The 19,601-nt window shown below is 53.1% G+C and carries 18 protein-coding genes and 1 pseudogene; 9 read left to right on the forward strand and 10 right to left on the reverse strand.

Annotated elements, in window-relative coordinates:
* Positions 1–9: 9 nt before the first annotated feature.
* The 5 genes from CWM66_RS12805 to ydcK form a co-directional block, all read right to left on the reverse strand.
* Positions 10–549 (reverse strand): cytochrome b, encoded by a 540-nt coding sequence (locus CWM66_RS12805; protein WP_007372023.1) that lies wholly within the window; start codon positions 547–549, stop codon positions 10–12.
* A complete protein-coding gene (locus tag CWM66_RS12810; RefSeq protein ID WP_090396781.1) occupies positions 549–1,601 on the reverse strand; it encodes a catalase family peroxidase in 1,053 nt (350 codons plus the stop codon). The genes CWM66_RS12805 and CWM66_RS12810 overlap by 1 nt, the downstream gene beginning before the upstream one ends.
* 106 nt (positions 1,602–1,707) lie before the next feature.
* Complete coding sequence (locus CWM66_RS29275; RefSeq protein ID WP_156897418.1) at positions 1,708–1,866, reverse strand: hypothetical protein; 159 nt, start codon at positions 1,864–1,866, stop codon at positions 1,708–1,710.
* Positions 1,867–1,999: 133 nt separating this feature from the next.
* Complete coding sequence (locus tag CWM66_RS12815; protein WP_035885597.1) at positions 2,000–3,622, reverse strand: glycoside hydrolase family 19 protein; 1,623 nt, start codon at positions 3,620–3,622, stop codon at positions 2,000–2,002.
* Positions 3,623–3,852: 230 nt separating this feature from the next.
* Complete coding sequence (ydcK, locus tag CWM66_RS12820) at positions 3,853–4,833, reverse strand: YdcK family protein (RefSeq protein WP_107146728.1); 981 nt, start codon at positions 4,831–4,833, stop codon at positions 3,853–3,855.
* A 115-nt stretch (positions 4,834–4,948) separates the two neighbouring features.
* Between ydcK and tehB the strand changes: the two genes are divergently transcribed.
* Positions 4,949–5,545 (forward strand): tellurite resistance methyltransferase TehB, encoded by a 597-nt coding sequence (gene tehB / locus CWM66_RS12825; protein ID WP_071921857.1) that lies wholly within the window; start codon positions 4,949–4,951, stop codon positions 5,543–5,545.
* A gap of 94 nt (positions 5,546–5,639) precedes the next feature.
* Here tehB and pepT read toward each other — a convergent pair whose 3' ends face one another.
* Entirely contained in the window at positions 5,640–6,869 is a 1,230-nt protein-coding gene (pepT, locus tag CWM66_RS12830) for a peptidase T (protein WP_107146729.1), read from the reverse strand.
* A 106-nt stretch (positions 6,870–6,975) separates the two neighbouring features.
* Here pepT and CWM66_RS12835 point away from each other — a divergent pair, with 106 nt between their 5' ends.
* From CWM66_RS12835 to CWM66_RS12845, 3 genes and pseudogenes are all read left to right on the forward strand, one after another.
* Positions 6,976–8,571: an ABC transporter substrate-binding protein gene (locus CWM66_RS12835; RefSeq protein WP_107146730.1), complete on the forward strand. Its 1,596-nt coding sequence runs from the start codon at positions 6,976–6,978 to the stop codon at positions 8,569–8,571.
* Positions 8,572–8,693: 122 nt separating this feature from the next.
* Complete coding sequence (locus tag CWM66_RS12840; protein ID WP_107146731.1) at positions 8,694–9,365, forward strand: DUF3313 domain-containing protein; 672 nt, start codon at positions 8,694–8,696, stop codon at positions 9,363–9,365.
* 173 nt (positions 9,366–9,538) lie between these two features.
* A pseudogene (locus CWM66_RS12845) lies at positions 9,539–9,946 on the forward strand (DUF2931 family protein); the annotation flags it as partial.
* A 104-nt stretch (positions 9,947–10,050) separates the two neighbouring features.
* On the opposite strand, the gene CWM66_RS12850 reads toward CWM66_RS12845, so the two are convergent.
* On the reverse strand, positions 10,051–10,965 hold the full coding sequence (locus CWM66_RS12850; protein WP_007372032.1) for a DMT family transporter: 915 nt from the start codon (positions 10,963–10,965) through the stop codon (positions 10,051–10,053).
* A 173-nt stretch (positions 10,966–11,138) separates the two neighbouring features.
* Between CWM66_RS12850 and CWM66_RS12855 the strand changes: the two genes are divergently transcribed.
* The gene (locus CWM66_RS12855; protein ID WP_007372034.1) at positions 11,139–12,014 is read left to right on the forward strand and encodes an AraC family transcriptional regulator; all 876 of its coding nucleotides are present in this window, start codon (positions 11,139–11,141) and stop codon (positions 12,012–12,014) included.
* Here the strand turns inward: CWM66_RS12855 and CWM66_RS12860 are convergent.
* A complete protein-coding gene (locus CWM66_RS12860) occupies positions 11,991–13,175 on the reverse strand; it encodes a benzoate/H(+) symporter BenE family transporter (RefSeq protein ID WP_007372035.1) in 1,185 nt (394 codons plus the stop codon). The genes CWM66_RS12855 and CWM66_RS12860 overlap by 24 nt on opposite strands.
* A 76-nt stretch (positions 13,176–13,251) precedes the next feature.
* Between CWM66_RS12860 and CWM66_RS12865 the strand changes: the two genes are divergently transcribed.
* Complete coding sequence (locus CWM66_RS12865) at positions 13,252–13,845, forward strand: helix-turn-helix domain-containing protein (RefSeq protein ID WP_007372036.1); 594 nt, start codon at positions 13,252–13,254, stop codon at positions 13,843–13,845.
* Positions 13,846–14,063: 218 nt separating this feature from the next.
* A complete protein-coding gene (locus CWM66_RS12870; protein WP_007372038.1) occupies positions 14,064–16,022 on the forward strand; it encodes a U32 family peptidase in 1,959 nt (652 codons plus the stop codon).
* A 29-nt stretch (positions 16,023–16,051) separates the two neighbouring features.
* Here CWM66_RS12870 and CWM66_RS12875 read toward each other — a convergent pair whose 3' ends face one another.
* Positions 16,052–16,306: a hypothetical protein gene (locus tag CWM66_RS12875; protein WP_007372039.1), complete on the reverse strand. Its 255-nt coding sequence runs from the start codon at positions 16,304–16,306 to the stop codon at positions 16,052–16,054.
* 70 nt (positions 16,307–16,376) lie between these two features.
* Positions 16,377–17,339 (reverse strand): LysR family transcriptional regulator, encoded by a 963-nt coding sequence (locus CWM66_RS12880; protein ID WP_007372041.1) that lies wholly within the window; start codon positions 17,337–17,339, stop codon positions 16,377–16,379.
* Between the two features lie 96 nt (positions 17,340–17,435).
* Between CWM66_RS12880 and CWM66_RS12885 the strand changes: the two genes are divergently transcribed.
* Together CWM66_RS12885 and CWM66_RS12895 are read left to right on the forward strand one after the other, a co-directional pair.
* The gene (locus tag CWM66_RS12885; RefSeq protein WP_007372042.1) at positions 17,436–18,116 is read left to right on the forward strand and encodes a nitroreductase; all 681 of its coding nucleotides are present in this window, start codon (positions 17,436–17,438) and stop codon (positions 18,114–18,116) included.
* A gap of 508 nt (positions 18,117–18,624) precedes the next feature.
* Positions 18,625–19,404 carry a DUF2971 domain-containing protein gene (locus CWM66_RS12895; protein WP_081120761.1) on the forward strand — a complete coding sequence of 260 codons (780 nt, stop codon included), beginning with the start codon at positions 18,625–18,627 and terminating at the stop codon, positions 19,402–19,404.
* Positions 19,405–19,601: the final 197 nt, after the last annotated feature.

The following is a 19,601-nucleotide window of genomic DNA, read 5'->3' on the forward strand; positions in this document are numbered from 1 at the left end:
AAATAGCCTTTATCGCTTGCGGGTTCCGGACATACTTTCAAATACCCCGTCACGCAGTATTAACGCGTGTAATAAGGCGGCGGCCAGATGCAGCATCACCGTAACAAATAGCGCCAACGCGACCAAAGAATGTAGCGGGCGCAGGATCGCATACCAGTCATTATTTACCGGCAGAATGGGCGGTAAAACGAAGCCTGAACCTAATGATACAGGGTAGCCTGCCGCTGACAGCATTGCCCAGCCGATCAGCGGTTGCGCCAGCATCATCGCATAGAGCGCCCAGTGAGAGAGGTGCGCCATCGCGCGCTGCCAGGCGGGCAGTGAAGCCGGTAACGCTGGCGTGGCAGTATAAAACCGCAGCCACAAACGCACGACCACTAGGACAAGAATCATCATACCCAGCGGTTTATGAATCGACACCAGCAAACTGTGCAGTGACGAAATGGTCGAGACCATCAGCACGCCAATAAACAGCATGGCGATGATCGCCGCCGCCATCAGCCAGTGCAGGACGCGCAGCGCCGGGTGGAAATAAGCAACCTGTTTCATCAGTGAGCTCCTGTCTGTGCGGCTTGTTCACGGGTACGCGCGTTGTACGATTTGGCGTAGGCCGCCGAACGTGCATTCAGTAACGGATCGTCAGAGGCGGCGATGCCATCGGGCAGGATCAGCGGATCATAATTGATGTCATTGCACGGGCCTTGTTGCTGGGCAATGGCCTGGCTTAGCTCCAGTGTCCCGGCATTGATGGTCTGGCGATCGGCGGGCCAGACTTGCGATGCGCGGCTGCCATCATCGCCTTTCCCGGCTACGGTGATCAGCAGATCCCACTGTAATGGCCCTTGCGCCAGCCGCTGCTGGATATCCTTTTGCAGGAAATCGTTATCGTTTTTCTGCGCGGCGCCGATCGGCTGATAAGCGGTGTGCGGCACCACGCTCCAGCGCACCAGATGCGACGCGCCGGATTTGTCGATAAAGCGGAAGGCATTCAGGCTGTTAAAGCGATCGCTTGCCCAGCTTGAGGAGGGGACGTTCTGTTTTGCCCACGCCAGAAACGGCATAATCTCGGGGTTTTTCTGTACAAATGCTTTGAATTTTTCCGGGTTTGGTTTACCGGTTGCCGGATCCGGCAGCGAAGCGACTTGTAGCTCATAAAACTGTTCTACCGTCGATACCGGGAAAAAAGGCATGGCATTCATTCCGGTGCGCCACTGTTCACCGTTTGTCAGTTGAAAAGCCAGCGCCAGGCTACGAACCGGCACGGCGTAATCCGGCGCGGAGGGATTTCCGCCAGCAATAGCAAAACGCCCGGTTACCGGTGTTTCTCCCGGCGCAAATACCGACGCCCGTGAAAGTGCGCTGGCGTTGCCATTAGAGATAAAACGCCCGATCACACAAATACCTTTGGCATGATTGCGGCGAAACCCCGGATGTTCGCCACCGGCTTGTTGCAATACGCCGACCAGCTTGTCGGAGGTTAGCCGCTGAGGCGACAGCCAGCCGCCACCCCACAAAAAGAGTACGATCAACAGCAACGGAACCAGTGCAATGACGGCAAGGCGCGTGATTAACTGGCGTGGAGTAAAGGGAGTTTGGGTCATTTTTCGCTCATCCTGCTAACAATGAGCAGATAAGACGAACAGGCGGGAGGTTTATTCCCGCCAGGTGAAAAAAAAGTTCAGTCAGCGAAAAATTGCCGGAAAGGGGTTAAGTGTCCGGGTTCATGGCCTGAAAAATCTGCGCAAAAGTTCCCTCTCTTTCTGCCCGACGCTGGGGTTTATCGCGCTCAAGCAGGATCTTGCCGTCCGGATGCGCCTGCTGCTCAAGAAGCCGCATCACTTTATTGATATCGTCTGCCAGCGGCATGGTGCGCGGTACGAAGGCCAGAGGGTTGCCATCAATGTTGCCTGCTGCGGCTGCCTGATTAGGGGGAGTTGCGCCGCCGTTGTACGGATCTTGCAGCGGTGCCAGGCAGATTCAGCGCCTGGCACAGAGAGGATTATTTGATCACGATATCCGGGAAGCTGGCTTTAACACAGCGGGTGTAGTCGCCTTTGACCAACGCGCTGAAGTCATTTTCCTGCCAGTTAACCAGTTTACAGGCGTAGGATTTACCGCCTGGGTTGCTGGCGACATAGCTGTCATCTTTCACCCAGAACAGGTTCAGCGCCGCAGAGCCAGTTTCAGTGAACTGTTTCATACCTTTACAGCCCAGCACTTCATTTGCCGGTACCGGTACACCCAGCTGTTTGGCGAATTCCTGGTAGTAGCTGATGCGGTTTAACGACTGTGCAATCTCGGTGCTGCCGCCGCATTCAACGCCGCCGTTGATGATCTGCGTTGTCACGCCGAAACCCGGTACCAGACCGTTGGCTTTATCGGCATCGTTCGGCTGCCAGCTACCATCGATAACCGCCTGCATGCTCGGTTTTGGCGGCTGTGGTTGAACGTAGAAGAAAATGGCGCTCGCCAGGTTCAGCCAGGTATCGGCCACCAGCTGCGGCTGTTTCAGCAGAACATTGACGTCGCCGAACATTGCCTGGGAGAACTGACCATAGTTGAAGTTGTAGCTCAACTGTTTGGCGCCACGGCCAAAGTAGCTCAGCTTGTTGCCGTTGGCGTCCTTCGCACAAGGCCAGGCTTTGCCCTGCCAGGTTGTCGGATCGCAGGTTGCGCCGGTGTACTGATCGTAAGCGCTTTCGGACATACCCATTTCACGCACCCAGTGCAGACCCTGCTGCCACTGCGCCACATCGCTTTGCGCAGCGTGCTCACCGGTTTCCTGTACGAAGTGAGCGAACATGGTCGCCAGCGTTTTTTTACAGATGGCATCCGCATCTTTGCCATCGGTATGATCGGCGCAAAGAATCGGGAATTTACCCACCGCTTTCAGGAAGTTGTCGTAGGTATAAGCCGGATCACGATGCGGGAAGAAAAGCTCCCATTTTTCAGCGGTGATCAACTGCTCCACGCGTTTTACGTTCGCCGGGTTTGTGGCGGCACCCGGCTGAATTTTTTCAACCAGCGCGTTGTCCAGCGTCTGCAGCGCATCTTTTACCGCTACCAATTGCGGGAAATCAGTCAGTTGTGCTTCCTTCGCGTCCAGATCGGCCTGCGTGACTTCTAAGCCCGCTTCCGGCGTACCGTTCAGCAGAGACCAGGCGCTTTCCCACGCCCAGCCCGTACCCGGCATGTAAACTTCCGAGCTGCTGCTGCACCAGTTGGCGACATTACAGACATAATCTTTACCTGCGTTATTGACGATATCGCCCTGGTGATAAGCGTGGCCAGCCTGGAAAGGCGGGTATTCAGACGGCGTCGGATCCGGCTGCGGTTCTGGATCCGGCTCAGGTTCAGGCTGTGGTTCTGGCTCTGGATCGGTGCCGGTGGATTCGCCAATTTTTTTCCAGACGTTTTCCCAGGTATTCTGCACGGACGGGTTCGGTTTTTCGCCCGGGTTGGCATACCATTGTGCTTCATAATCTATTTTATTATCGGTAACTTTTTCACCGCCCAGATAGGCTTTACTGATGTCATATTGCGGATAAGCAAATGCATTACAGGAAATAATAATTCCAGTAGCAATAAGCGATAACGCAAACTTTCCCTTAAAAAGGTTCATTCGAATCACTCCATGATTTTGAAATACCAACGGTTTTTAAAAAATAAAAATAAATAAAGGCAATGCGAAATGTCATCGTTTTTCCGCGACGGATTTCAGCAAAATAAACGGCGGGTTCATTAGATGCAGATCAATGTTTATTTCTCGGGGGAACTTTCATCATACTTCATGGATAATTCTTTTCCCGCCGGGAAATTATCTTTCCAGCGGGAATAATCGCGGGGGAATATTTATATTGCACCAGCCAGCGGCGTGCGGGTAATACGTTGATCGTTGTTGATAACTTTGGGGCCACGCAGCAGAATATTTTCGCTCTCCAGCGCTTCGACAACTGCATCGTCGCTCAGCGTCACCTGATGCTCGATCAGCACATTTCCGTGAATGCGCGCATTGCCCTGAACGACAATTTTTTCGTCGAGTTGCAGCGGGCCGCCGCTCAGCCGCGCATTGCCGCCCACCAGTACATGGTGTTTGAGCACGCAATTACCTTCCACCACGGCGTTTTCTGCCACCTGCGAACTGTAACGCAACGTCGGGATGTCATCGTCTCCGGCACCCGCGATCACTCTGGCATGACCGTAAACTTTGGCGCAGTCGCACACCCAGACGTCGTTCAGTTCATTCCCTTCAAGCAGGGCAAAATCGAAAATTTCCGCCCGATGTTCAATAAAAGCGTAATTCACAATAGCATCGCCATAGATCTGCGCCTGATGCACCACGCGCGAGTGGGTAACGGTGGCCCGGTCGTAAATTTGCAGGATCTGCTCGCGTTCCGGCGTTAACCCTTTGGCGGCAAAAATATTGCAACCGTGCAGAATACGCGCATCACCGCGTAAACGGCACTCACCGCGCACTGTCGAAAACTGAACGGTGACGTTGTCACTTAATTCGGCGCCGTGGCTGATTTCACTGCTATCCACCCAGGCGTTATCTTTGATCACCACGTTATGGCAGATAACGCAGGGCTGCGTGATCCGCGCGTTGTCACTGATGCGGCTACCGAGAAAAACCATGCTGTTTTCATCATAAATCCAGCAATTTCCTTGCTGATCGACGACATTGTCCTCATCAACCCAGCCGCCATGACTGCCCGTTTTGACGTCATTAAAATCACGCAGCGCGATAATCTGGCGCAGCGCGACCGTTTTTTTCTCGCCGCCAATCCGATAACTAAACGTGCGCGACTCATCACTGAGACGATATTTATTCATGCTACGTATCTCCCGTCAGCCTGAGTTAAACGTAGCAAACTTTCTGCCACTGGCTATCGGCGGATGAAATTCATAAAATGCATGCCAAATGCACATTAAAGGTACTGACTTGACCATGACGAACCGCCCTGAAAACTACTTTACGGAAAAATATGCGCTGACCGCGACGCACTCCGAAGTGCTGAACGCCCTGAAATACATCCAGCCGGGGAAGGCGCTGGATCTCGGCTGCGGCAATGGCCGCAACAGCCTGTGGCTGGCAAGCCAGGGTTTTGAGGTTACCGCCTGGGATAAAAACCCGAACAGCCTCAATAGCCTGAAAGCGATTCGCGATGCTGAAGGGCTGGAAAATCTGCACATTGATGCGGCGGATTTAAACACCCTGCAATTCGACGGTGAATACGATTTTATTCTCTCTACCGTGGTGCTGATGTTCCTCGAAGCGCAAACCATTCCCGGGCTTATTAATAATATGCAGCGCTGCACCAAAGCGGGCGGTTATAACCTGATTGTGGCAGCGATGGATACGGCGGATTTCCCATGCACGGTCGGTTTCCCGTTTGCCTTTAAAGAGGGTGAACTGCGTGAATACTACGCCGGTTGGGAACTGCTGAAATACAACGAAGATGTCGGTGAACTACACCGCACCGATGCCAACGGTAACCGCATCAAACTGCGTTTCGCCACCATACTGGCGCGCAAACCTGCCTGATCCCGTCCTGCTCGCGGGCAATCTCTGCCCGCGTTTTCTGCTCGCTGTTCGCCATATGAGGGCGCTGGAACCGGCCTTTAATGTGCGAAAAGCATTAACGCGCTGCCAGCAGGCAAAGCTGCAATGCCACGTTATACGAGGCTTCAAACGCTTTTAGCGGCAGAAATTCGAAGCGCGAGTGGAAGTTGTGCGCACCGGTAAAGAAGTTCGGCGTCAGCAAACCTTTGGCCGACAGCGCTGCGCCATCGGTGCCGCCGCGCATTGGCGTCGGTTTCGGCGTAATGCCCAGCGATTCCATCGCTTCAAACATCAAATCGATCGCCCGGCGATCTTCGCCGATAGCATTACTGATATTGCTGTAAGTATCGCTGATGCTGTATTCCACTTTGGCGGTGGGGTATTGCGCGGCGATTTTGGCGGCAACGTCGGCGATCTGCTGTTTACGGCGGGCAAAACTTTCACTGTCGAAATCACGAATGCTGGCGCTCAGATCGGCATGTCCCTGCACTGCATTGATGCCGTTAAACCAGATATAACCTTCGCGGCCAGCGGTGTGTTCCGGCGTTTGTTGGCGGTCAAAATGGCTAATGTAATCCATCGCCATCAGCAGCGGGTTAACCAGTACACCTTTCGCCGACATTGGGTGCGCGGTCACCCCGGTAAAGCGGATCTGTGCGCTGGCGGCGTTAAAGTTCTCATAGACGATCTCGCCCAGCTCGCAGCAGTCAATGGTCCAGGCAAAATCAACGTCAAAGCGTTTTAAATCCAGCGCTTTCGCCCCGCGCAGCCCGACTTCTTCATCCGGCACAAAGGCCACCACAATATCGCCGTGGCGATGTTCGGCGGTGAGGTTTTCCAGCAGCGTCATAACGACGGTTACCGCCGCTTTGTTATCCGCGCCGAGCACGCTGGTGCCGTCGCTGAAAATAATCTCTTCATCGGGATAAGCCAGAATTTCCGGGTGCTCCGCCACGCGCAACCAGATATCTTTGCGGGCATTCAGGCAGAGATCTTCACCTTCAAAATGCAGGATTTGCGGATGAATATGTGGTGACAAACCGACATCAACGGTATCAATATGAGTAATAAAACCGATACGCGGCGCGCCCGGAACATTGCCTTTTTTCACGGCGGTCACTGTCGCATGATCATCAATCACGATCTCATCCAGCCCCAGTGTTTTCAGCTCATTCGCCAGCTCGCGCGCCATATCAAACTGCCCGACGGTGGTTGGCAGTGTTGTCGCAGTGGCATCGCTCTGGCTGGTGATAGAGAGGTAACGAAAGAAGCGATGAGTTAATTGACTGGCGAGAGACGACGGCATAGTGATTCCTTCTTTATTTGAATTATCAGGTGTTTGCAAATTCACTTTAATGTTATTTATGAAAGGGCAAACAACAAGCATTTAAAAGAAAACAACAGGAAAAACTATGATTAGCAAACCGACAACACTTGCTCTGGCATTGGCTTCGCTTGTAGTCAGTTCTTCTGTCGCCGCTAAGACCCTGGTCTATTGTTCAGAGGGATCGCCAGAGAACTTCAACCCGCAACTTTACACCTCCGGCACCAGCGTGGATGCCAGCGCGGTACCGGTTTACAACCGTCTGGTGGATTTTAAAGTCGGCACCACCGAGTTGCAGCCGAGCCTTGCGGAAAGCTGGGACGTGAGCGAAGACGGTAAGGTTTATACCTTCCATCTGCGCAAAGGGGTCAAGTTCCAGAGCAATAAATACTTCACGCCGACGCGCGATTTTAATGCCGACGATGTGATCTTCTCGTTTATGCGGCAAAAAGATGTCAATAATCCGTACCACAACGTCTCTAACGGCACCTATTCCAACTTTGAAAGCCTGGAATTTGGTTCGTTGATCACCGCCATCGATAAACTCGACGACCATACCGTGCGCTTTACGCTGGCGCGCCAGGAAGCTCCGTTTGTCGCCGATCTGGGCTGGTATTTTGCCTCGATTCTTTCCGCCGAATATGCCGATGCGATGTTGAAAGCTGGCACTCCGGAGCGGGTGGATATGGACCCGATCGGCACCGGTCCGTACCGTCTGGCGCAGTATCAGAAAGATTCGCGCATTCTGTTCACCGCGTTTGATAACTACTGGCAGGGCAAAGCGAAAATCGACCGACTGGTGTTCAGTATCACCCCGGATGCCTCTGTACGTGTGGCGAAACTGGAGAAAAACGAGTGTCAGGTGATGCCGTTCCCCAATCCGGCGGATCTGCCGCGCCTGAAAGAGAACAAAGATATTACCCTGTTGAGCAAAGCCGGGCTGAATACCGGTTTCCTCGCCTTTAACACGCAAAAAGCGCCGCTGGATAATGTCAAAGTGCGCCAGGCGCTGGCGATGGCCATCAATAAACCGGCCATCATTCAGGCGGTATTCCAGGGCACCGGCACCGCAGCGAAAAACCTGCTGCCGCCGGGCGTGTGGAGCGCCGACAGCGAACTGAAAGATTACGATTATGACCCGGAGAAAGCGAAAGCGCTGCTGAAAGAGGCCGGACTACCGGCGGGCACCACCATCGATTTGTGGGCGATGCCGGTTCAGCGTCCCTATAACCCGAACGCCAAACGTATGGCGGAGATGATTCAGGCGGACTGGGCGAAAGTGGGCGTGCAGGCGAAAATCGTCACTTATGAGTGGGGCGAATATTTGAAACGCGTGAAGGGCGGCGAACATCAGGCGGCGCTGATGGGCTGGACGACGGCTACCGGCGACCCGGATAACTTCTTCGGCCCGCTGTTTACTTGTACCTCGGCCAATGGCGGTTCCAACTCAGCGAAATGGTGCTACAAACCGTTTGATAACCTGATTGCCGAAGCGAAAGCCACCACCGATCATGAGAAACGCGTGGCGCTTTACAAACAGGCGCAGCAGATGATGCATGACCAGATGCCTGCGGTGATGATTGCCCATTCAACGATTTTCGAGCCGGTACGCAAAGAGGTGCAGGGCTATGAAATCGATCCGTTTGGCAAACATATTTTCTGGCAGGTGGATCTGAAAAAATAAGCGTTTGCCGCCTGGTTAAGACAGGTGGCAATTTTTTGATCTCGCGCGATTTTTTGCCACGCCGCACTGTGAATGCATTTGCTATAACTTAATGGCAATCGTGCACTCACAGGGAATTTCTTATGCGTAATCATGCGTTGGTTAGCGTTGCCGTATTGACCGGTCTGCTGGCGTTATCTGGCTGTGCCTCAAAAGTGACCGCGCCGGAAAAATACTCCGGCTTTTTGAAAGATTATTCCGGTTTGCAGGAAACCACTTCAGCAACCGGCAAACCGGTGCTGCGCTGGGTGGCACCGGGATTTGACCCGGCAAAATATGACAGCATTGTTTATCACCCGGTAACCTATTATCCGGTGGCCAAACCCACCAGCCAGGTGAATCAGCAGGTGCTGGATGGCGTACTCAATTACACCAACAGCAAACTGAAAGCTGCCGCTGCAGCGCGTAAACCACTGGTCACTTCGCCAGGAGCGCATAGCCTGATTTTCCGCGGTGCTATCACCGGCGTTGACGCCAGCAAACAGGGATTGCAGTTCTACGAAGTGATCCCGGTGGCGATGGTGGTTGCGGGCACGCAGATGGCAACCGGCCACCGCACCATGAATACGCATCTCTACTTTGAAGGCGAGCTGATTGACGCCCAAACCAATGCGCCGGTACTGAAAGTGGTGCGCAAAGGCGAGGGCAAAGATGTAAGCAATGAAAAGGCGCAGGTCACCGTCGACTCCCTGAAACAGGTGATTGACGATATGGCGACCGACGCCACGATGTTTGATATAAGCTCGGCAAAATAAACGTAACGCATTGTGAATTAATAAAAATTTTAGAGTGATTGAGATCAACTGGCTGCGAAGGACAATACTCCCTTTCAGCCAGTTTTTTTATTGAACAGCCTGTGTGAAAAAGCGATTGTGATGGGGCGTGCTGTACGTAGCGGGCAGTCTGCTACCGGATTTACTACCCCGGAAATCGGGATGCTGGTGGTTACTGGAATCACGTCAAACGTCCTCCCCGGCATATTATTTTTTGCTGGGACTCAGTGATCGATAAAAAGGTGTATGAGACCCATCTGACGATCCCTAAACCGATCCTCGAAAAAATGCTCAGGCCGAGCGGGTATAAGGATTATAAGGGGGATACGGCATATTACGACAGAGTGCAGATTGGGCTGGCACCGGGAGGGAAAATAGCCGTCTGGTTACAGGGAAGCGGCTTTGAGCCGAATTACCGCGTCACACCGTCAGTTCTGTATACGCTGTCCGGGGATAAGCTGGATATCTGTAAGGGAATAACAAAGAGCGACTTTTCTTATGGGTATGACAAGGTTACAGAGGCTTTTATTAAAGGGAAAAAATACCCCTATGGCCGCTGGTAGCGAAAACAGGTAATCCCCAGGGATCGCATTAAGATCCCTGGGGCATCGCCGTTAATTTTTTAGACGGATGTACGGTCGATATTTTCCTGTGCCCAACTGGGGCATCAGCAAACGTTAGCTTTACGCCGCCATCCGCGTCCGCCCAGCCAGTTTTCCGGGCGGGCAAACATCACCAGATTGCCGGTGAGGATCAGCAGTAAACCGGCAATCGCATTCAGATGCCAGACGTAACCCTCATAAAAGGTCGAAATGCTCAGCGCAACCAGCGGAAACAGCAAGGTGCTGTACGCGGCTTTGCTCGGACCAATGCGGCCAACCAGCGTAAAATAGGCACCAAAGCCGATCACCGAGCCAAACAGCGCCAGATAGAGCAGCGCGCCGAGGTAGCTTGTCGTCCACTGCGGCGTAAAATCGTCGCCGCGCAGCAGGCCAATTATTCCCATGATCAGCGTGCCGTACAGCATCGCCCAGCTATTGGTGGTCAGGGTTTCCAGCCCTTTACGCTGATGGCGCAGGCTTATCATATTGCCAAACGAAAAGCCCAGTGTCCCCAGCGCCGACAGACCGATACCCAGCAGCAGAGAGCTGCTCCAGCCGCTGGTGACCAGATCTTCCCAGAACAGCGTCACAATACCAGTTAACCCCAGCGCAGCCGCAACAAAGAAGCGTGCAGGCGGTTTTTGCCCGAAAAACAGGTAGCTGTTAACGGCGTTAAACAGCACCGCCATCGAAAAGATCACCGATTCCAGCCCGGTGTTAATCCACGCGGCGGCGGTATAAAAACACCAGAAGTTAAAGCCGAAGACACAACTGCCTTGCAGCAGACAAAACAGGTGATCGCGCAGCGGTAAACCACGCAGTTTGCGGCGAACCAGCAGCACCAGCATGATTGCCGCCGTTGCCAGCGCAAAACGCCAGAAAATCGACACCGGCGCGGGCACCGGGCCTTGTTGCAGAAAAATCGCAATCCACGTAGTTCCCCAAATAACCACCACCAGACCGTACAGCAATGCGTTCATAGTCATTTCCGATGCGAAAAACGAACCCTGAGTGTGGCAAAACGCGGGCAGGGGCGATTGCACGGGGTTGCGCCGGACTTGCATATTCTTGCGCTTTTCTTCACACAACGCTGGAATCCGGCTTCAGCTATTCATAGACTGGGGTTCTGGTTGATCAATGATAAATTCCGCGAATGCCTGACCACTACGAAGCCTTTGAAAATCTGAGCAAACACAACACCGTTTTGCACAATTCGGTGGCACTTCACTCTGGCATTCAACTGGCCGTCTGGTCGAACAAACGCGACAACATTACGCAGTACTGCAACCACCATACGCTGAGCCTGTACGTGGCCGATGGCTACGAGAGCTACCACAAAACTGCGTATGGCTGGAAAAACGGCGGCGGGCCGGATCGTTTTTGTCTGATGCCGAAAGAGAGCGAATCGGTGTGGGATATTCGCGATGATTTGACCTTCGTCCACCTTTACTGCACTGATGAGCATCTGCGGGACGTTGGGGAGCGGGTCTGGGATCGCAGCCCGGCCGCATTCACCCTTGATGAGAAAACCTTCTCGCAGGATGCGCGCATCACCGCGCTTTATCGCCAGTTTCTGCTGGATTGCGACTGGCAGCAAAACGCCAACCAGCTTACGCTGAGCACCGCTTCAACACTGCTGCTGACGCATCTGGTGCAGCACTACAGCAATGTGCAGTGGCAATTGCCCGTGGTGAATGGCGGTCTGGCACCGGTGGCGCTGCGTAATGTGCTGGATTATATCGAAGCGCATCTGGCGCAGCCGTTGTTGCTGTCGGATCTGGCGGCGCAGGTTGCGCTCAGTGAATATCACTTTGCCCGCATGTTTCGCCAGTCGATGGGTGTTGCGCCGCACCAGTTTGTGATGCAGCGCCGGATGGTAAGGGCCAACGATCTGTTGCTCAACAGCACTCTTCCGCTGACCGATATTGCCCTGGCCTGCGGTTTTAGTTCCGCCAGCCACTTCAGCAACCGCTTTAAAGCAGCAAAAGGGTTGACGCCGTCACAGCTACGCGCGGCGCGCCAGCGTTAATGCGCCGTAGCAGATACCGCCTGCCACTAATCCCCAGAATGCCGAACCAATGCCCAGCAACGTGACCCCGCTGGCAGTTACCAGGAAGGTGACAATGGCCGCATCGCGATCCGTTTCCTTAACCAGCGCCTGATGCAGACTACCGCTGATCGTGCCCAATAACGCCAGACCGGCGAGCGTCTGGATCCAGCTCAACGGCAGGGCGGCCAGCAGCCCGCTGATCGAGCCGCCAAATATTCCCGCCAGCAGATAAAACAGGCCAGCCGCCGCCGCTGCCACCCAGCGTTTACTGGCGTCCGGGTGCGCATCCGGGCTTTGGCAAATGGCTGCCGTAATCGCCGCAATACAGATCGAATAGACACCAAACGGTGAGAACAATAGCGCCAGCGCGCCGGTAAAAATAATCAGCGGTGAAACCGGAATGGTGTAACCGGAAGCCTGCATCGTGGCGAAACCGGGAGCATTTTGCGACGCCATTGTCACCAGAAAAAAGGGAATGCCGATGCTGATAAGCGATGTCCAGCGAAACTCCGGCGCGGTGTAAACCGGAGCAACGACGGAAAGTGTCAGTCGATCCGTGACAACGTCACCATGCAGAATAGCGACCAGTGCGCCAATAATTAATGTTGCAACAATAGCATAGCGCGGGGCGAGGGCTTTACAGACCAGCCAGGCCAGTAGCATACTGCCGCACAACGCAAAATGGCCCTCAATATTGGTGAAGGCTTGCAAGCCAAAACGCAGCAGAATACCGGCCAGCATCGCGGCCGCCAGCGTGTGCGGAATGATTTTCATCAACCGGGCGAATAACCCTGTGACGCCGCACAACACGATGAGCGCGTTGGCAAAGATAAAGATACCGACCGCTTCACCGGGCGTTGCACCTTGCAGGCTGGTCGCCAGCAGCGCCGCGCCGGGGGTAGACCAGGCAGTGAGTACCGGCATGCGATACCAGAGCGTCAGCGCCAGCGTGCTGATGCCCATGCCGAAGCCAAGCGCGGTCATCCATCCGGCGATTTGCGCCGGGCTCGCGCCAGCAGCGGAGGCCGCCTGCCAGATAATAGCGGCAGAGCTTGCGTAGCCGACCAGCACGGCGACGAAGCCCGCCAGAATGCTGGTAAACGGCAGCGAAGAGGTTGTGGAAAACGTGGCAAGACGCATTGGCGCTCCTTGTGCGTTATAGCATTCGGATAATTTAGCATCGTGCGCTATAGCGTACAAGTAAGCAGGAGGAATAATGGATCTCACCGTTTATCTGGCAACTACGCTGAAAAGCCTGCGTCAGGGACGCGGCTGGAGCCTTTCCCGCCTGGCAGAGGAGACGGGCGTTTCCAAAGCGATGCTCGGGCAGATAGAACGCAACGAATCCAGTCCGACCGTCTCGACGTTATGGAAAATCGCCACCGGCCTGAATGTTCCTTTCTCCACTTTTATTGCGCCGCCGGAAGAGGAAACGCCGCGGGCCTACGATCCGCAGCAGCAGGCGATGGTGGTCACGCCAATTTTCCCGTGGGACGAGAAGCTGCACTTTGATCTCTTCTCGATTAATCTCGCGCCTGGTGCTCTCAGCGAATCCACGCCGCACGAAGCCGGAGTTATCGAGCATGTGATTGTGATTAGCGGAGTGCTGGATATGTGCATTAACGGGCAGTGGCGAACCATCGCGGCGGGCAGCGGCCTGCGTTTTGCCGGGGATGAAGCGCATGCCTACCGTAACAGTACGGCGCAAACAACGCATTTCCACTCGCTTATCCATTACCCAAAAGAAAAAGCCGCAAGCAAACCTGCGGCAAAAACGACGACGATTAACGAATCAGACAACCCTGAATAATTCGGGGAGCAGCCTCCTGCAACCTGAAGTATGACGGGTTAACAACGTGACGAGGAATGTCCGAGTCACCACCTTACTGTTAAGCGAAACGCAGCGGAAATAGCAATTTCGACATTGCATTACCAGCTGGCGCAAATTCCCCCTGCGGCAGGTGGTGAAACGCCCCGGTTGTGACTACAATAGCCGCCATTTTGTACATAATGGATAACGACGATTGTATGCGCCTGCAACCCCATCATCTTGAACTGTTAAGCCCGGCCCGCGATGCCGCCATTGCCCGTGAGGCTATCCTGCACGGCGCGGACGCCGTCTACATTGGCGGGCCGGGTTTTGGCGCTCGCCACAATGCCGGTAACAGCCTGCAGGATATCGCTGAGCTGGTGCCGTTCGCCCATCGCTACGGTGCGAAAGTGTTTATCACCCTGAACACCATCCTTCACGATGACGAACTGGAACCGGCGCAGCGCCTGATAGGCGAACTCTACCAGGCGGGTGTTGATGCGCTGATTGTGCAGGATATGGGCATTCTTGAGCTGGATATTCCGCCAATTGAGCTGCACGCCAGCACCCAGTGCGATATCCGTAGCGTGGAAAAAGCCAAATTCCTTTCTGATGTGGGTTTCAGCCAGATCGTTCTGGCGCGTGAACTCAACCTTGAGCAGATCCGCGCCATTCACAACGCGACGGACTCCACCATCGAGTTCTTTATTCACGGCGCGCTGTGCGTAGCGTATTCAGGACAGTGCAACATTTCCCATGCACAAACCGGGCGCAGCGCCAACCGTGGCGACTGCTCGCAGGCCTGTCGTCTGCCGTACACCCTGAAAGACGATCAGGGACGCGTAGTGGCCTATGAAAAACACCTGCTGTCGATGAAAGATAATGATCAGACCGCCAACCTGGCGGCGTTGATCGACGCAGGCGTGCGCTCTTTCAAGATTGAAGGGCGCTACAAAGACATGAGCTACGTGAAAAACATCACCGCGCATTACCGCCAGATGCTCGATGCGATTATTGAAGATCGTGGCGACCTCGCGCGCGCTTCCGCCGGGCGTACCGAGCACTTCTTTATTCCCTCGACGGACAAAACGTTCCATCGTGGCAGCACCGACTACTTTGTTAATGCGCGCAAAGGCGATATTGGCGCCTTCGATTCACCGAAATTTATCGGCCTGCCGGTCGGTGAAGTGCTGAAAGTGGGCAAAGATCATCTCGATGTTGAAGTTACCGAGCCGCTGGCGAACGGTGATGGCCTGAACGTGCTGGTGAAACGTGAAGTGGTCGGTTTTCGCGTCAACGTGGCGGAGAAAACCGCCGAAAATCGTTATCGCGTGTTCCCGAACGAAATGCCGGACGTGCTGAAAACCCTGCGTCCGCATCATCCGCTGAACCGCAACCTCGATCACAACTGGCAGCAGGCGTTGCTGAAAACTTCCAGTGAACGCCGTGTCGCGGTGGATATTGAGCTGGGCGGCTGGCAGGAGCAACTGGTGTTAACGCTGACCAGCGAAGATGGCGTGTCGGTAACGCATACGCTGGAAGGGCAATTCGACGAAGCCAACAACGCGCAAAAAGCGCTGGATAATCTGAAAGATGGCCTGATGAAGCTGGGGCAAACTCGCTACTACGCCAAAGAGGTTCAGGTCAATCTGCCTGGCGCGCTGTTTGTGCCCAACAGCCAGCTTAACCAGTTACGCCGTGAAGCGGTGGAGATGCTGGAAGAGGCGCGTCTGGCTAACTACCAGCGCGGCAGCCGTAAAGCGGTAGCCACGCCGCCGCCGGTCTACCCGGAAACGCATCTTTCATTCCTTGCCAACGTTTATAACCATAAAGCGCGTGAATTTTACCATCGCTACGGCGTACAGCTGATCGATGCCGCTTTTGAAGCGCACGAAGAGAAGGGCGACGTACCGGTGATGATCACCAAGCACTGCCTGCGTTTTGCCTTCAACCTGTGCCCGAAACAGGCGAAAGGCAATATCAAAAGCTGGCGCGCCACGCCGATGCAACTGGTGCACGGTGATGAAGTGCTGACGCTGAAATTTGATTGCCGTCCGTGCGAAATGCATGTGATTGGGAAAATTAAAAACCACATCCTGAAGATGCCGCTCTCCGGCAGCGTGGTGGCGTCCATCAGCCCGGATGATTTGCTGAAGACGTTACCGAAAAACAGATAGCAAAACGGGTGGCTAAGCCACCCGTTTTTTTAGCGGTTATCTTCCGGCAGCGGCGGTTTTTTACCGTGCTCGTCTTTGTGCTTGTCGTTATGTTTTTCATCATGACGCGGCGCTTTATCGCCCTTGTGTTTCGGCGGCGGCGCTTCGCGCGACGGCTTCTTATCACCTTTATGGTGTTCGCCGGTTGGGTATTGATCCTGCGGTACCGGCGGACGATCGTCAGCAAATACCATTGAAGAGAAGCTCACGGCCAGAATGGCAGACATCAGTGCAATCTTTTTCATATTACGTCCTTACACGCGCTATTGCGTGGCGCTGATTTCACGCCAAAAAAGTGAAGATTTTATGGAGCCATTAACCTTCTGGAATATTCCTGGAAGATGACGGCAGATAGCGCCAGTAGGGCGGCGAACCGAAACTCGCCAGTAAGAAATCGATCACCACGCGGGTATTGAGCGACGGGTATTTCCCGCCTGGATAGAGCAAATAAAGCGATTGCGCTTCGGCGGAATAGGTTGGCGAAAATTCCGCCATTAAATCGACCAGTTCACCGCGATTCAGCATCTCGCCTATCTGCCAGTCCGGATAAAGCAGGATTCCGGCGTCATTTCTTGCCGCCTGGAGTAACAATTCGGCATTGTCAGAAACGATTTTTGCCTGCGGGAAAAACTGATACTGCCGATCGCCCTGCTGAAAGCGCCAACGCTGCAGCCCGGTTTTTCCGCGATAAGCCAGTAACTGGTGATGTTGTAGCGCTTCCGGTGATTCTGGCCGCCCGTGACGGCGAAGATAGGCGGGCGTTGCCACCAGATGACAGCGCTGGCTGGCGATCAAGCGGCCATGCAGTTCTGAATCTTTCAGCGAGGCGATGCGCAGCAGCAGATCCGTGCCGTCGGCAAACGGATCGATATAGTCATCATTCAGGTTCAGCTCAATGTACAGCGCCGGGTAACGCGCACTCAGTTCGCTGATGTGTGGGCCGATATGCCGTAAACCGAAGGAAGTTGGGGCGTTAATGCGAATGCGTCCACCGGGTTCGTTGCGCCGTTCGCCCACCTGCGTTTGCGCATCGGCAAGCTGCTGGAGCATGACGCGAAAGGCTTCGGCATAGATATGACCGGCATCGGTGGCCGTCACCGCGCGGGTGTTGCGATACAGCAGTTGCGTTTCCAGCGCCTGTTCCAGTTGCTGAACAACGCGGGAAAGCGATGAGGCGGCAATCCCTTCGTTCCGCGCCACTTCGGACAAATTCCCTTCGCGCACAATGGCAAGAAACAGGTGCATCGAACGGGCGCTAATCTGGCTAAGTGATTTCATCTTTGCGTAATCCGCAATGGTCCATAGCGCATTGTAGTGTTTTTACGCACAGAGTTCATCGCTAACCTGTGAGAACGATAATCACCGGAGAGTATGATGAATAACCCTGTTTTAGCATTCGATGAAACCGTCCGTTCGCGTTCGTCCGTTCGCGCATTTTTACCCACACCGCTGACTGATGAGCAGATCCGCGCGGTATTGCAGGATGCGCAATACTCACCGTCGAACTGCAACACGCAGCCGTGGCACGTGCATGTGGTTTCCGGCGAGACCAAAGATCGGCTGGCGAAAATGATGACGGCTAACGACCTGGAAGGGCTGCAGACGCCGGATTTCACTTTTTCTTATGAGGATTTCCACGGCGACTATATTGAACGCGCATACGAACAGGCGCGGCTTTACTACGAGGCTATCGGCATTGACCGCGACGATAAGGTTCGCCGCAAAGAAGCCTACCTGCGTAACTACCAGTTCTTTAATGCGCCGCACGCCGCGTTTCTGTTTATGCCGTCTTTTGGCGATAACATCCGCGTTGCGTCGGACATCGGCATGTACGCGCAAAGTTTTCTGCTGTCACTGACTGCGCGCGGTTTTGCCGGTATTCCGCAAACGATGCTCGGTTTTCACGCCGATATGATCCGCGCCGAGCTGGGCGTTTCCGACGAATATCGTCTGCTGTTTGGCATCTCGTTTGGTTATGCCGATAAAAGCGCCGTTGCTGCCAATACCCGGATGCCGCGCATACCGGTGGAAAGCAGTGTGGTGATGCACGGGTAAGATGTTGGCCGGGGCAGGTGAATTCTGCTCTGCGTCAGGCCGATCACTGCCGAATATATTGAAACCAGCGCCGCCATTCATCTCAATGGCGGTTAAATCCGCAGGCCTGATAAGGCCACGCCGCCATCCGGCTATCAACGCGCAATTGCCGCTGCACTGTCTGTTACGTGTGGCGGCGTATCCAGCCGCTAACCGGGCGAATCACCGCCAGTATCATGCCAGCCGCCGCTTCACTTTTACTGTTGGGCAATGAATAAATGTTTACGTGCGTAACCCCCCGTTCACTACCGTAAAGTGAGGGAACAATGTCGCTGCGGTTATATAAACTAAGAAGCTGCTATGTGACAAAAGCGAACCTTAGCGAAGTTTTTTTATATTTAACAGAAAAAAGCCATAAAGATACTGCAGGAAATTTATGGCAATAAGTTGAAAACTAGGCAGAATCCGATTAATTTCTTATACAGTTAATTGAAAATCTAAAATTCTAAGAAATTGAGGAGAGTTTTGAATGATACTGTATAAATATGTCGATTTATGCACTGGGATGAAAATTGTAAGAAATCCTTCAGTAAAATTCACGCATCCTTATAACCTTAATGATCCATTTGAAATAACATCTTCGTTTTATGAGACTGATGATCATGATTATTTACATAGAAATAATCGATCAAATCTTCATAAGTTAAGTATGTGTTATGGGGTTCTTTCATTATCAAGAACACCACTAAATCCCTTAATGTGGGCACATTACGCACGGGGAAAAAGACGGGGGAGTAGTAAATATATTAATCTTGGAGAAAAGAATATGACTCACGGTGGATTAGTCATAGGAATTGACGTTGATACGGCAGGTCTAAACAAGGAAGGAAATAATATAATCCCCGCAAAGTTCGGTAGTGTAATTTACACATCAACCAAACCCACTTCGAGATTCAATGATTCAGAAAATATAGATATCATTGAAGGAATGATAACTCATTTTGATTCTAAATATTTAGAGGCACTGCAAAGGATATTTTTGTATAAATCAGCGGATTGGTCGTATGAAGAGGAAGTACGGGTTGTGAGAAATATAACTAGAGCATGTCAAGAAGAACGTAGGCAGGAAATTAATAATATAGCGAAGGATAGTATAAAGGAAATATATATAGGCAGCATTCATGGATTTCCACTGGAAAGTGCAAATATTATATGTAATGAAATCAAAAAAAACTTACCAGATTGCGAGGTTTTACTTTGTAACACGGAAGGCAAAGGTTGGAATATAAATGCGAATCCATTCAAATAATTAACATTAAAATTTAGATGGAATCTGTTTGCCATTATCGATGGCATGTTGAATAGTCGTCTTCTCCTCACTGTGAGTTCAACGGGTCGATGCAACGCTATCCTTAATCGAAGGGGGACGTTGCCATGAAACGAAGAACGCGCATTTACTACACGCCAGAACAGAAAGCGATTATCCAGGACAGATATAAGCAAGGT

This window comes from Kosakonia sp. H7A, assembly GCF_003028445.1.
Classification (GTDB): Bacteria; Pseudomonadota; Gammaproteobacteria; order Enterobacterales; family Enterobacteriaceae; genus Kosakonia; species Kosakonia radicincitans.